General features: G+C 70.1%; 5 protein-coding genes, 1 tRNA gene and 1 rRNA gene. 6 read left to right on the forward strand and 1 reads right to left on the reverse strand.

Features of this window, described 5'->3' with window-relative positions; translation table 11 throughout:
* The 3 genes from rrf to ACFVQG_RS33280 form a co-directional block, all read left to right on the forward strand.
* Positions 1 to 92 (forward strand): 5S ribosomal RNA (gene rrf / locus ACFVQG_RS33270); the annotation flags it as partial.
* Between the two features lie 114 nt (positions 93 to 206).
* Positions 207 to 869: a DegT/DnrJ/EryC1/StrS family aminotransferase gene (locus ACFVQG_RS33275; protein WP_383391326.1), complete on the forward strand. Its 663-nt coding sequence runs from the start codon at positions 207 to 209 to the stop codon at positions 867 to 869.
* 98 nt (positions 870 to 967) lie between these two features.
* Positions 968 to 1,040: transfer RNA gene (locus ACFVQG_RS33280), tRNA-Thr, on the forward strand.
* Positions 1,041 to 1,090: 50 nt separating this feature from the next.
* Here the strand turns inward: ACFVQG_RS33280 and ACFVQG_RS33285 are convergent.
* Positions 1,091 to 3,844: a SpoIIE family protein phosphatase gene (locus tag ACFVQG_RS33285; protein WP_383390761.1), complete on the reverse strand. Its 2,754-nt coding sequence runs from the start codon at positions 3,842 to 3,844 to the stop codon at positions 1,091 to 1,093.
* 409 nt (positions 3,845 to 4,253) lie between these two features.
* Here ACFVQG_RS33285 and ACFVQG_RS33290 point away from each other — a divergent pair, with 409 nt between their 5' ends.
* The 3 genes from ACFVQG_RS33290 to ACFVQG_RS33300 all read left to right on the forward strand — a co-directional run bounded on the left by ACFVQG_RS33290 (position 4,254) and on the right by ACFVQG_RS33300 (position 13,616).
* Positions 4,254 to 9,713: a HAMP domain-containing protein gene (locus tag ACFVQG_RS33290; RefSeq protein ID WP_383390764.1), complete on the forward strand. Its 5,460-nt coding sequence runs from the start codon at positions 4,254 to 4,256 to the stop codon at positions 9,711 to 9,713.
* A 309-nt stretch (positions 9,714 to 10,022) separates the two neighbouring features.
* Positions 10,023 to 10,703 carry a two-component system response regulator gene (locus ACFVQG_RS33295; protein WP_383390767.1) on the forward strand — a complete coding sequence of 227 codons (681 nt, stop codon included), beginning with the start codon at positions 10,023 to 10,025 and terminating at the stop codon, positions 10,701 to 10,703.
* 144 nt (positions 10,704 to 10,847) lie between these two features.
* Positions 10,848 to 13,616 carry a DNA translocase FtsK 4TM domain-containing protein gene (locus ACFVQG_RS33300; protein WP_383390770.1) on the forward strand — a complete coding sequence of 923 codons (2,769 nt, stop codon included), beginning with the start codon at positions 10,848 to 10,850 and terminating at the stop codon, positions 13,614 to 13,616.
* Positions 13,617 to 13,669 lie beyond the last annotated feature (53 nt).

Genomic DNA, 13,669 nt, shown 5'->3' on the forward strand with positions numbered 1-13,669 from the left:
CGCCCGGTTACATTCCGAACCCGGAAGCTAAGCCTTACAGCGCCGATGGTACTGCAGGGGGGACCCTGTGGGAGAGTAGGACGCCGCCGAACAATTATTAGAAGGGTTGGTCCCGGAACTTCGGTTCCGGGACCAACCCTTTTTTGTTCTGCGTCACTTGGAGTTCACGTTGCGCGCCCAGCATCCCCAGCATGGGTACTGCTGCAATGCTCAGGGCCGCCGGTATCGGCGTCGGTGACGAGGTCGTCGTTCCGGCCTTCGGGAACGTGGAGGTCGCCGAGGCCGTGATGCTGGCCGGGGCGCGGCCGGTGTTCGCCGACGTGGATCCGGGGACGTACTGCCTCGACGCGTTGGCGGTCGAAGCGGTCGTAAGTCCGCGGACGTCGGCTGTCGTTGTCGTACACCGCTTCGGTCGGCCCGCTGACGTGGTGCGGCTGCATGGCGTGGGGCAGCGGCACGGGCTGCTGGTGCTGGAGCAGGGGGAGTCCGAGGCGCCGTACGACGAGGTTGCTCAGCGCAGGCAGCGGGCCGCTTATCTGGATGGGAAGTTGAAGGGGGTGCGCACACCCGAGGGGGGTGTGGGGCACACTTATCAGCAGTACGTCGTGCGCGTGCCCGGCAATGGGCGGCCGGACCGGGACGCTTTCGCACGGGCCCTGCGGGCCAAGGGCGTTGACTGCCGGGTGCCGGTGAAGACGCCGGTGCATCGGCTGCCGGAATTCCGGCAGTGCGTGTCGCTGCCGGAGACGGAGCGGGCCGCGGACGAGACGCTTTCGCTGCCCGTGGACGCCTCGTTGACGCGGCGGGACATGCACCGGATCGCCTCGGCGTGCAATGCGCTGGGCGGGTTGTTGCAGTTCGCCCACTGATCCCGGCCGGGGGCCTGACTTCCCGTCGGTTGGGAGCACGGGTCTGTTCGGGGTATGATCTATTCCGTTGCCGCGAGGGAAACCTCGCGAGGTGACAGGCCCCTATAGCTCAGTCGGTAGAGCGTCTCCATGGTAAGGAGAAGGTCAACGGTTCGATTCCGTTTGGGGGCTCGGAGATTGAGAAAGGCCCCGCCCGGTTGGGCGGGGCCTTCGTCGTTTCCTCAGACGGGGTGCGGGCCCGGTACCCGCATCGCCAGGATGGCCATGTCATCGGACGGGGCGTCGGAGGCGAAGCGTTCCACAGCGCGCATGATGCGGGCGGCGACCGCGCCCGCGGTGAGGCCCGTGCAGGTCGTGAGGACGTCGGCGAGGCCGTCGTCGCCCAGCATGCGGGTGCCCTCGCGGCGTTCGGTGACGCCGTCCGTGACGCAGAGGAGGACGTCGCCCGGGTCGAGGGTCACCGTCTGCTCGTACAGCTCCAGGTCCTCCAGGACGCCGAGGAGCGGCTGGGGTTCGGCGGCGGACTCGACCGTGCCGTCCTGGCGGAGGCGGAGCGGGAGGGGGTGGCCCGCGCAGACCACCTTCAGTTCCGCGCTGCCGTCCTCCTGCGGGCGCATCTCGCCGTAGAGGAGGGTCAGGAAGCGGCTGCGGGCGCCCTCGTCGAGGATCGCGGAGTTGAGGCGCTGGAGGACGGCCGGGCCGCTGAGGCCCTCGCGAGCGAGCAGGCGCAGGGCGTGCCGGGCGAGGCCGGTGACGGCCGCCGCGTTGGGGCCCGTACCGCAGACGTCGCCGATGGCGAAGCCGTAGGCGCCGTCGCGGATGGGGAAGACGTCGTAGAAGTCGCCGCCGACCTCGTTGCCCTCGCCCGCCGCGCGGTAGATGACCTCGACCTCGACGCCGTCGATCTGGGGCACGTCCGGGGGCAGCAGGCTGCGCTGGAGGGACTGGCTGATGGCGGTGCGCTCGGAGTAGAGGCGGGCGTTGTCCAGGGCCAGGGCGGCGCGGCGGGAGAGGTCTTCGGCGAGTTCGAGGATCTCCTGGCGGAAGTGTTCGTCGGTCGGCTTGCCGAGGGTCAGCATGCCGATGACGCGGTTGCGGGCGACCAGCGGGAGGACGACGGTCTCGCCGCCGACGGCTCCCGCGGTGGCCAGGGTGGTGCCGATGCCGGAGCTGACGGTGGCGGGTTCGCCGAGGCCGAGGCTGCGCATGGAGGTGCGCAGGGCGGCCTGGTGGGCGACCTCGGCGGGGGCCGACCAGACGCGGGCGCCAGGGGTGGGGACCGGGTCGGGCGGGGGAATCTTGGAGAGGAGCGACTTGATGCCGTCGATCAGTTCCTCGTCCTCGTGCAGGACGTAGGAGAGATACGGCTCCGAGGCCTGGTCGGCGATCGTGTAGACCGCGCACCAGGTGGCCAGGGTCGGGACCGTCATCTGGGCCATCAGGGCGAGGGTCTGGTCGCGGTCCAGGGTGCCCGCGAGGAGGTCGGAGGCCTCGACGAGGAAGCTGAGGGAGCCGCGGCGCAGGCGTTCCAGTTCGCCGAGGCGGGCGGACTCGACGGCGAGGGCGATGCGGTCGGCGGCGAACTGGAGGCGCAGGGCCTCCTCGTTCGAGTAGCGGCCGGGGGCCTCGGCGGCGACGCCGAGCGAGCCGGTGAGGCGGCCCTCCACCTTGAGGGGGACGGTGACGACGGAGCGCATGCCGGTGCCGTTGAGGAGGGGCACCGCTCCGGCGACCGCGGTGAGGTCGTCGTGGACGGCGGGCATGCGGGCGGAGCCGTAGCGGCCGGAGCCCCCTTCGACGGGGACGCGGGCGAAGCGCTGGCGGGCCGAGGGCAGGCCCGTGGAGGCGCGTACTTCCAGTTCCGTCTCGTCGTCGGTGGCGAGGAGGAGGAAGGCGGCGTCGGCGTCGAGCATGTCGCGCGCGCGTTCCACGGTGCGCTGGAGGAGGCCGTCGAGGTCGTCCGGGGCGGGGGAGCCGATGAAGACCTCGAACGGATCGGCGCTCTGGCCCTCGGAGGTACTACCTGAGTCGGATCCGCCGGTGACACGCGTGGGTGTCTGGAGTACGGCCCGCTCGTGGTCGCGGACCAGCAGGCAGACCGTGGAGGGGTCGCCGGAGGTGTCGCGGACGCGCAGGTGGGAGGCGTAGACCGGGGTGACGCGGCCGTTGGCCGCGCGGATGCCGTAGCTGCCCTCCCAGCGGGAGAGCTGCAGGGCCTCGGCGATGCCGGTGCTGGTGCCGGGGGTGTGCGGCCAGGCGGCGAAGTCGGTGAGCGGCTTGCCGGTGACCTGCTCGGCGGGGTAGCCGAAGAGGTCCTCGGCGTCGTCGTTCCAGGCGGTGATGGCGCCGCCGCGGTCGATCTGGATGACGGCGACCCGGACGCGTGCGTCGGCGAGCGGCAGGAGGTCGGACGGGAGGGAGGGGCCGGCGGTGCGGGTACCGACCGAGCGCTGGGGGAGGTCGAGCTGGAACCAGACCTGTTTGTGGGTCGGGGTGTACTCGACGCCCCAGCGGCCCGCGAGGGCGGCGCAGAGCTGGAGGCCGCGTCCGCCCTCGCGGTCGGGGCTGCCCATGTTGACGGCGGAGCTCTGCAGCGGGACCTCGCGCTCGGGATAGCGGTCGGCGACCTCGATGCGTACGCCGTCCTCGGAACGCAGGCACAGGACGTCCGCGGCGGTGCCCGCGTGCACCACGGCGTTGGTGACCAGCTCGCTGGTGAGGACCACGGCGTCGTCGACGATGTCGCCGAAGCCCCAGCCCTGGAGCGTGTCGCGGACGAAGGAGCGGGCCGACGCGACCGAGCGCCCGACGGGCTCGAAGGTGGCGGCCGCGCGCGCGGTGATCACGGAACTCCTCGACCTGCTTTCGACGTGCTGCGCCCCCGGATCGACCGGCTCGCGTCGCGTCTGCGACGGCAGAATGCCCGTCGGCCGGGGGTCCGGGGGCTGTCCCCCCGGGATCAGTCCGGTGGTCATGTGTGCGGCCGCCCCTCCGATGCCCGCTCGTATCCGTGCCACCGCCCAGGCCGGACGGACCGGCGCGGCTGGACAGCCGCATGCAAGGTTACTTACCTTCGCGGTCCATGCGGATGCCGGTCACCAGTGTTTCCGCCCGGAGGGTGTGCGGACGATGTGCGAAGCTGCCGAACTGTTATGGCCTGGTTCGGCATGGGTGAAACACTGGGCAGGCTTCTGGTGAAGCTCCGGGCAGGCCGAGTGTGATCCGGGTATGGCGGGCAGCAGCCCTTCGGCGGCCTGGAACTCCGGCAGGTCCGGTAGGAATGACCCAGTAGTGACCGACTGGTAGTAACAACTGTTAGTAGGTCAGTACGCCGAGCAGCACCCGAGCACAGCAGCAACGGTCGACCCCTGCGGGAGGGACACAGTGGAGTCTGGCGCAGCGACGCGGGCCACGAAGACGCGCGCGAAGGGCGGACGCTCCCTGGGCAGTCGTCACGGGACCACCGAGGTCGACACGGCTGCCCTGAACCGGCTGCTGACGGCTCTGGTGGCCATGCGGGACGGCAATTTCCGGAAACGGCTGACCGTGTCCGGCGACGGCGTGATGTCCGAGATCGCGGCCGTCTTCAACGAGGTGGCCGACCGGAATCTGCACCTCACGGGTGAGCTGTCGCGCGTACGGCGCATGGTGGGGCGTGAGGGGAAGCTCACGGAACGGCTGGAGACAGGCGCTTCCGAGGGGTCCTGGGCGGCGGCCATCGACGCCTCGAACGCCCTGGTCGACGATCTGGTCTGGCCGGTCTCCGAGGTCAGCCGGGTGTTGTCGGCGGTCGCGGACGGTGATCTCTCGCCGCGGATGGACCTGCGGACGCAGGCGCCGGACGGGACCGGGCATCCGCTGCGGGGCGAGTTCCTGAAGGTCGGGCGGACGGTCAACAACCTGGTCGACCAGTTGTCGACGTTCACCGACGAGGTCACGCGCGTGGCCAGCGAGGTGGGGACCGAGGGCAAGCTGGGCGGGCAGGCCCGGGTGCGCGGCATGTCGGGTTCCTGGAAGGACCTGACCGAGTCCGTCAACACGATGGCGTACCGGCTGACGGCGCAGGTGCGGGACATCGCGCTGGTGACGACCGCGGTCGCCAAGGGTGATCTGTCCCGGAAGGTCACGGTTCACGTGGCCGGGGAGATGCTGGAGCTGAAGGAAACCGTCAACACGATGGTGGACCAGCTCTCGGCGTTCTCCTCCGAGGTGACCCGGGTCGCGCGCGAGGTGGGCACCGAGGGTGAGCTGGGCGGTCAGGCCCAGGTGCCCGGGGTGGCCGGGGTGTGGAAGGAGCTGACCGACTCCGTCAACACCATGGCCGGGAACCTCACCGCTCAGGTGCGCGGGATCGCCGAGGTGACGACCGCGGTCGCGAGCGGTGATCTGTCGCGGAAGGTGACCGTGCCCGCGCGGGGCGAGGTCGCGCAGCTCGCCGAGACGATCAACCAGATGACCGAGACGCTGCGGATCTTCGCGGACGAGGTCACCCGTGTCGCCAACGAGGTCGGCGGCGGGGGGCGGCTCGGCGGGCAGGCGAACGTGCCGGGGGCGGCGGGGACCTGGAAGGACCTGACGGACTCCGTCAACACCGTCTTCCGGAACCTGACCACCCAGGTGCGCGACATCGCCGCGGTGACGACGGCGGTGGCCAGCGGTGATCTGTCGCAGAAGGTCACCGTGGACGTGGCCGGGGAGATGCTGGAGCTGAAGAACACCGTCAACGGGATGGTGGACCAGCTCTCCGCGTTCGCGGCCGAGGTCACGCGCGTGGCGCGCGAGGTCGGTGTCGAGGGTGAGCTGGGCGGTCAGGCGCAGGTGCCGGGGGCGGCGGGGACCTGGAAGGACCTGACGGACTCCGTCAACACGGCGTTCCGCAACCTCACCGGACAGGTGCGCAACATCGCCCAGGTGACGACGGCCGTGGCCAACGGCGACCTGTCGCAGAAGGTCACCGTCGACGTGTCCGGCGAGATGCTCCAGCTGAAGAACACCGTGAACACCATGGTGGACCAGCTGTCGTCGTTCGCCGAGCAGGTCACGCGGATGGCCCGGGACGTGGGCACCGAGGGGCGGCTCGGCGGTCAGGCGCGGGTGGACGGCGTGTCCGGCACCTGGAAGGAACTGACGGATTCGGTCAACTTCATGGCCGGGAACCTCACGTCCCAGGTGCGGCAGATCGCCCAGGTGACGACGGCCGTGGCGCGCGGTGACCTGTCGCAGAAGATCGACGTCGACGCGCGCGGGGAGATCCTGGAGCTGAAGAACACCATCAACACGATGGTCGACCAGCTCTCCGCCTTCGCCGACCAGGTGACGCGGGTGGCCCGTGAGGTGGGCACCGAGGGGCGCCTGGGCGGGCAGGCGCAGGTGCCGGGCGTCGCGGGCGTGTGGCGGGACCTGACGGACTCCGTGAACGGCATGGCGTCCAACCTGACCGGCCAGGTCCGCAACATCGCGCAGGTCGCCACCGCGGTGGCCCGGGGTGACCTCTCCCAGAAGATCACCGTGGACGCGCGCGGGGAGATCCTGGAGCTGAAGAACACCCTGAACACGATGGTCGACCAGCTGTCGTCGTTCGCCGAAGAGGTCACGCGCGTGGCGCGCGAGGTGGGCACCGAGGGCATCCTCGGCGGCCAGGCCGAGGTGCAGGGGGTCTCCGGCACCTGGAAGGACCTCACGCAGTCCGTGAACTTCATGGCGAACAACCTGACCATCCAGGTCCGCAACATCGCCGAGGTCACCACCGCCGTCGCCAAGGGCGATCTGTCGAAGAAGATCACCGTCGACGCCAAGGGCGAGATCCTCGAACTGGTCACCACCGTCAACACGATGGTGGACCAGCTCTCGTCCTTCGCCGAGCAGGTCACGCGCGTGGCCCGCGAGGTGGGCACCGAGGGCATCCTCGGCGGGCAGGCGCACGTGCCCGGCGTCGTGGGGATCTGGAAGGACCTCAGCGACAACGTCAACCTGATGGCCAAGAACCTGACCGTGCAGGTGCGGAACATCTCCCAGGTCGCGGCGGCGGTCGCCAACGGCGATCTGACGCGGACGGTGACGATCGAGGCGCGCGGCGAGGTCGCGCAGCTCGCCGACACCTTCAACACCATGGTGAAGACGCTGAGCTCGTTCGCCGAGCAGGTCACCAAGGTGGCCCGCGAGGTGGGCACGGACGGCATCCTGGGCGGTCAGGCGCACGTACCGGGTGTGGCGGGCACCTGGAAGGACCTCACCGAGTCCGTCAACCAGATGGCGTCCAACCTGACCGGTCAGGTGCGCAACATCGCCATGGTGACCACCGCCATCGCCAAGGGCGACCTGACGAAGAAGATCGACATCGACGCGCGCGGGGAGATCCTCGAACTCAAGACGACCATCAACACCATGGTCGACCAGCTGTCCTCCTTCGCCGAGGAGGTCACCCGCGTGGCCCGTGAGGTGGGCACCGAGGGGCAGCTGGGCGGGCAGGCACGCGTGCGTGACGTGGACGGCACCTGGCGCGACCTCACGGAATCCGTGAACGAGATGGCCGGGAACCTGACCCGGCAGGTGCGCGCCATCGCGCGCGTGGCGACCGCGGTGACCCGTGGCGACCTCAACCTCAAGATCGACGTGGACGCCTCCGGGGAGATCTCGGAGCTGCAGGACTACATCAACAAGATGATCGCCAACCTGCGCGACACCACGATCGCCAACAAGGAGCAGGACTGGCTCAAGGGCAACCTCGCTCGGATCTCCGCCCTGATGCAGGGGCGCCGCGATCTGGAGGACGTGGCCTCGCTGATCATGAGCGAGCTGACGCCGGTGGTCTCCGCCCAGCACGGCGCGTTCTTCGTCGCCCTGCCGATGGTCGAGGGCCAGGACCAGGCGGCCGACGGCGACGACCGCTACGAGCTGCGGATGCTGGGCTCGTACGGCTACTCGATGGGGTCCATGCCGACGTCGTTCGCGCCGGGTGAGGCGCTCGTCGGGACCGCCGCCCAGGAGAAGCGCACGATCCTGGTGGAGAACGCGCCCAGCGGCTATCTGAAGATCTCCTCCGGGCTCGGGGAGGCGCCGCCCGTGCAGGTGATCGTGTTGCCGGTGCTGTTCGAGGGGAAGGTGCTCGGCGTCATCGAGCTGGCCTCCTTCACGCCGTTCACGCACATCCAGAAGGACTTCCTCAACCAGATCGCCGAGATGATCGCGACGAGCGTCAACACCATCTCCGTCAACACCAAGACCGAGGTGCTGCTGAGGCAGTCGCAGGAGCTGACCGAGCAGCTGAGGCTGCGCTCGGCGGAGCTGGAGCAGCGGCAGAAGGCCCTCCAGGCGTCCAACGCCGAGCTGGAGGAGAAGGCCGAGCTGCTCGCCCAGCAGAACCGCGACATCGAGGTGAAGAACACCGAGATCGAGGAGGCGCGGCAGGTCCTGGAGGAGCGCGCCGAGCAACTGGCCGTCTCCATGCGCTACAAGAGCGAGTTCCTCGCCAACATGTCGCACGAGCTGCGTACGCCGCTGAACTCGCTGCTGATCCTGGCCAAGCTGCTCGCCGACAACGCGGACGGCAACCTCACCCCGAAGCAGGTGGAGTTCGCCGAGACCATCCACGGCGCGGGCTCCGACCTGCTCCAGCTGATCAACGACATCCTCGACCTGTCGAAGGTCGAGGCGGGCAAGATGGACGTCTCCCCGACGCGTATCGCGCTCGTCCAGCTCGTCGACTACGTGGAGGCCACCTTCCGGCCGCTGACCGCGGAGAAGGGCCTGGACCTGTCGGTGCGGGTGTCGCCGGAGCTGCCCGCCACCCTGCACACCGACGAGCAGCGGCTGCTCCAGGTGCTGCGCAACCTGCTGTCGAACGCGGTGAAGTTCACCGACTCCGGCTCGGTGGAGCTGGTCATCCGGCCCGCGCGGGACGACGTTCCGCAGCAGATCCGGGACCAGCTGGTGGACGCCGGTTCGCTGACCGACCGGGACGCGGAGCTGATCGCGTTCTCGGTGACGGACACCGGCATCGGCATCGCGGCCAGCAAGATGCGGGTCATCTTCGAGGCGTTCAAGCAGGCCGACGGCACCACCAGCCGCAAGTACGGCGGCACCGGCCTCGGACTGTCCATCTCGCGCGAGATCGCGCAGTTGCTGGGCGGCGAGATCCACGCCCAGAGCGAGCCGGGGCGAGGCTCGACGTTCACGCTGTACCTGCCGCTGCACCCGAGCGAACTGCCCCCGCACGGCTATCAGCAGCCGGTCGCGGCGCTGGACCCCGGGAGCCTGATCCTGCCCGCGCCCGAGCTGTCGGACGTGGAGATCGAGACGCCGGCCGAGGTGAAGTCGTACCGCGAGACGCAGAACGGCGCGGCGGCCCTCTTCCGGCGGCGGCGCAGGGCGGCGGCGGCCGAGCCGCGGGCACTGCCGCAGGGGCAGCCCGAGCAGTGGGCCGCCACCGAGCAGGACGCGGCAGCCCAGTCCATGCGGAGCATCCGGTTCGGCGGCGAGAAGGTGCTGATCGTCGACGACGACATCCGCAATGTGTTCGCGCTGACCAGCGTCCTGGAACAGCACGGCCTCTCGGTGCTGTACGCCGAGAACGGCCGCGAGGGGATCGAGGTCCTGGAGCAGCACGACGACGTGGCGGTGGTGCTGATGGACATCATGATGCCGGAGATGGACGGCTACGCCACGACCACGGCGATCCGGCGCATGCCGCAGTTCGCCGGGCTGCCGATCATCGCGCTGACCGCGAAGGCGATGAAGGGCGACCGGGAGAAGGCGATCGAGTCGGGCGCCTCGGACTATGTGACCAAGCCCGTCGACCCCGATCACCTGCTGTCGGTCATGGCGACGTGGATGCGGCAGGAGTGAGGGCGACGTCCGAGGCGGGAGCGTGGGCACGGCGCAAGGCCTCGACTGATGCGCGGAGTTGTTGACTCAGTGTGGTGGAGGGTGTGTGGAAGCGCGTGATTCGGGGAACCTTCTGGTCTCCCGCTACGTTTCTGCTACGTGCACAGTGACATCGCGGTGACAGGGTGTGGCGACAAGCGGGGTGCGGCTACGATGACCGGCACGAGGACGGGCGGCGCAAGGGAGCCGTCCCCTGGGGTGGCGCCGGGCGGCGCCGCGCCAAGTCCTGCGGACAGGGGTGGCCCCACGCCGGGGCGAGGAGGGCGGGCCATGGTGCAGAAGGCCAAGATCCTCCTGGTCGATGACCGGCCGGAGAATCTGCTGGCGCTGGAGGCGATTCTCTCCGCGCTCGATCAGACGCTGGTGCGGGCATCGTCCGGGGAGGAAGCGCTCAAAGCACTGCTCACGGACGACTTCGCGGTCATCCTGCTGGATGTGCAGATGCCGGGAATGGACGGTTTCGAGACCGCCGCGCACATCAAGCGGCGCGAGCGGACCCGGGACATCCCGATCATCTTCCTCACCGCGATCAATCACGGCCCGCACCACACCTTCCGCGGCTACGCGGCGGGCGCGGTCGACTACATCTCCAAGCCGTTCGACCCGTGGGTGCTGCGCGCGAAGGTCTCCGTGTTCGTCGAGCTGTACATGAAGAACTGCCAGCTACGGGAGCAGGCGGCGCTGCTGCGGCTCCAGTTGGAGGGCGGCGGCAAGGCCGGTGTCGGCGGCGGCAGCAAGGAGCAGTCGGCCGGTCTGCTGGCCGAGCTGTCGGCGCGGCTGGCGGCGGTCGAGGAGCAGGCCGAGGCGCTCTCCAAGCAGCTCGACGACGAGTCGGCGGACGCGGCGGCGGTGGCCACCGCGGCGCATCTGGAGCGCAAACTCACCGGTCTGCGGCGGGCGTTGGACGCGCTGGAGCCGGGCGTCGGCGGGGCGACCTCGTTGCCGTCGTAGAACTGCCGGTTCCGCTGCGGCGGTTGCCCCCGTTCGATGGCGCGGTGATGTGACGTCACCTTTGGGGCTGCCGAGGCGCGACACGAATGGGTGAAGCGGTAGCCAGACGTGTCGGGTGGGGGGTCCACCGGTAACCTCACACCCATGGCCTCACGTCCCTCCGCAGCCAAGAAGCAGCCCGCGAAGAAGGCCGCCGCTTCCGCGAAGGCTCCGGCGAAGAAGACCGCGGCCAAGAAAGCCCCCGCGAAGAAGGCACCGGCGAAGAAGGCCGCCGCCAAGAAGGCGGCGCCGCCGAAACCGGCACCCAACCCGACCGGGGGCGTCTACCGGCTCGTACGCGCCGTCTGGCTCGGGCTCGCGCACGCCGTCGGGGCGGTGTTCCGCGGCATAGGGCAGGGCGCCCGCAACCTCGACCCCGCGCACCGCAAGGACGGCGTCGCGCTGCTGCTGCTCGCGCTGTCGCTGATCGTCGCCGCGGGCACCTGGTCGAATCTGCGCGGACCCGTCGGCGACCTCGTCGAGATGCTGGTGACCGGCGCCTTCGGCAGGCTCGACCTGCTGGTGCCGATCCTGCTCGCGGTGATCGCCGTACGGTTCATCCGGCACCCGGAGAAGCCCGAGGCCAACGGGCGGATCGTCATCGGTCTGTCCGCGCTCGTCATCGGCGTCCTCGGCCAGGTGCACATCGCCTGCGGCTCACCCGCCCGCAGCGACGGCATGCAGGCCATACGGGACGCGGGCGGCCTCATCGGCTGGGGCGCGGCCACCCCGCTGAACTACACCATGGGCGAGGTGCTCGCCGTACCGCTGCTCGTCCTGCTGACCGTCTTCGGGCTGCTGGTCGTGACGGCCACCCCGGTCAACGCCATCCCGCAGCGGCTGCGGCTGCTCGGGGTGAAGCTCGGACTGCTGCGCGATCCCGAGGAGGACCCGCTCGGCGAGGACGACGCGCGCTACGACGAGCAGTGGCGCGAGGCGCTGCCCGCGCGCGGCCGCAGGCGCGCTCCCGCCCCGGAGGCGTACGACCCCGACCACGCCGAGCAGGAGGCGCTCTCCCGGCGTCGGAGCCGCCCCAGGCGCTCCGCCGTGCCGCAGCCCGAGATGGACCGGCAGATGGACGCCGTGGACGTCGCCGCGGCCGCCGCCGCGGCGCTCGACGGGGCGGTGCTGCACGGGATGCCGCCCTCCCCGGTCGTCGCCGACCTCACCCAGGGCGTGAGCGCGGGCGACCGCGAGGAGACCACCCCGACGCCGAGGCCCGTCCCGGCCGCGCGACCCCAGCAGGAGAACGCACGGCCCCAGCAGGAGAACGCACGGCCCCCGCAGGAGAAGCAGAAGCCGCGGCAGCTCAAGGCCGAGGTCCCCGACCTCACCAAGACGCCGCCCCCGGGCGCCCGCGAACTGCCGCCGCGCGCCGAACAGCTCCAGCTCTCCGGCGACATCACCTACTCCCTGCCGTCCCTGGACCTCCTCACGCGCGGGGGCCCCGGCAAGGCGCGCAGCGCCGCCAACGACGCCATCGTCGAGTCGCTCACCACCGTGTTCTCCGAGTTCAAGGTCGACGCCCGGGTGACCGGCTTCACGCGCGGGCCGACGGTGACGCGCTACGAGGTGGAGCTGGGCCCCGCCGTGAAGGTCGAGCGGATCACCGCGCTGACCAAGAACATCGCCTACGCCGTCGCCAGCCCGGACGTACGGATCATCAGCCCGATCCCCGGCAAGTCGGCGGTCGGCATCGAGATCCCGAACACCGACCGGGAGATGGTCAACCTCGGTGACGTCCTGCGGCTCGCGGAGTCCGCCGAGGACGACGACCCGATGCTGGTGGCCTTCGGCAAGGACGTCGAGGGCGGCTACGTCATGCACTCGCTGGCGAAGATGCCGCACATGCTGGTCGCCGGTGCCACCGGGTCCGGCAAGTCGTCCTGCATCAACTGTCTGATCACCTCGGTGATGATGCGGGCGACCCCGGAGGACGTCCGGATGATCCTGGTCGACCCCAAGCGCGTCGAGCTGACCGCCTACGAGGGCATCCCGCACCTGATCACCCCCATCATCACCAACCCGAAGCGGGCCGCCGAGGCGCTCCAGTGGGTCGTACGGGAGATGGACCTCAGGTATGACGACCTGGCCGCCTACGGCTACCGCCACATCGACGACTTCAACCGGGCCGTGCGCGAGGGCAAGGTCAAACCGCCGGAAGGCAGTGAGCGGGAGCTTCAGCCCTACCCGTACCTGCTGGTGATCGTCGACGAGCTGGCCGACCTGATGATGGTCGCGCCGCGGGACGTCGAGGACGCGATCGTGCGGATCACGCAGCTCGCGCGAGCGGCCGGTATCCATCTGGTGCTGGCGACGCAGCGGCCGTCGGTGGACGTGGTCACCGGCCTGATCAAGGCGAACGTGCCGTCACGGCTCGCCTTCGCCACCTCCTCGCTCGCCGACTCGCGCGTGATCCTCGACCAGCCGGGCGCCGAGAAGCTGATCGGCAAGGGCGACGGGCTGTTCCTGCCGATGGGCGCGAACAAGCCGACCCGGATGCAGGGCGCTTTCGTGACCGAGGAAGAGGTCGCGGTGATCGTCCAGCACTGCAAGGACCAGATGGCGCCCGTCTTCCGGGACGACGTCGTGGTGGGGACCAAGCAGAAGAAGGAGATCGACGAGGACATCGGCGACGACCTCGACCTGTTGTGCCAGGCGGCCGAGCTGGTGGTCTCGACGCAGTTCGGGTCGACCTCGATGCTCCAGCGCAAGCTGCGGGTCGGCTTCGCGAAGGCCGGGCGGCTGATGGACCTGATGGAGTCGCGGAACATCGTCGGGCCGAGCGAGGGGTCCAAGGCGCGTGACGTTCTGGTGAAACCCGATGAGCTGGACGGTGTGCTGGCGGTCATCCGTGGGGAGGATGGTGCGTAGAGAGACGGTGGCCAGGTCCCGTCGCGCGGCGGGGCGGTTGCGCGGACGGCGGA

Origin of the sequence: Streptomyces sp. NPDC057877 (assembly GCF_042796855.1) — a bacterium.
GTDB lineage: Bacteria > Actinomycetota > Actinomycetes > Streptomycetales > Streptomycetaceae > Streptomyces.

What these genes read in the sequence shown, in the direction of transcription:
- ACFVQG_RS33285 (WP_383390761.1), bottom strand. Translation starts at nt 3,844, where the DNA reads ATGACCACCGGACTGATCCCGGGGGGACAGCCCCCGGACCCCCGGCCG.
- ACFVQG_RS33300 (WP_383390770.1), top strand. Translation starts at nt 10,848, where the DNA reads ATGGCCTCACGTCCCTCCGCAGCCAAGAAGCAGCCCGCGAAGAAGGCC.
- ACFVQG_RS33275 (WP_383391326.1), top strand. Translation starts at nt 207, where the DNA reads ATGCTCAGGGCCGCCGGTATCGGCGTCGGTGACGAGGTCGTCGTTCCG.
- ACFVQG_RS33295 (WP_383390767.1), top strand. Translation starts at nt 10,023, where the DNA reads ATGGTGCAGAAGGCCAAGATCCTCCTGGTCGATGACCGGCCGGAGAAT.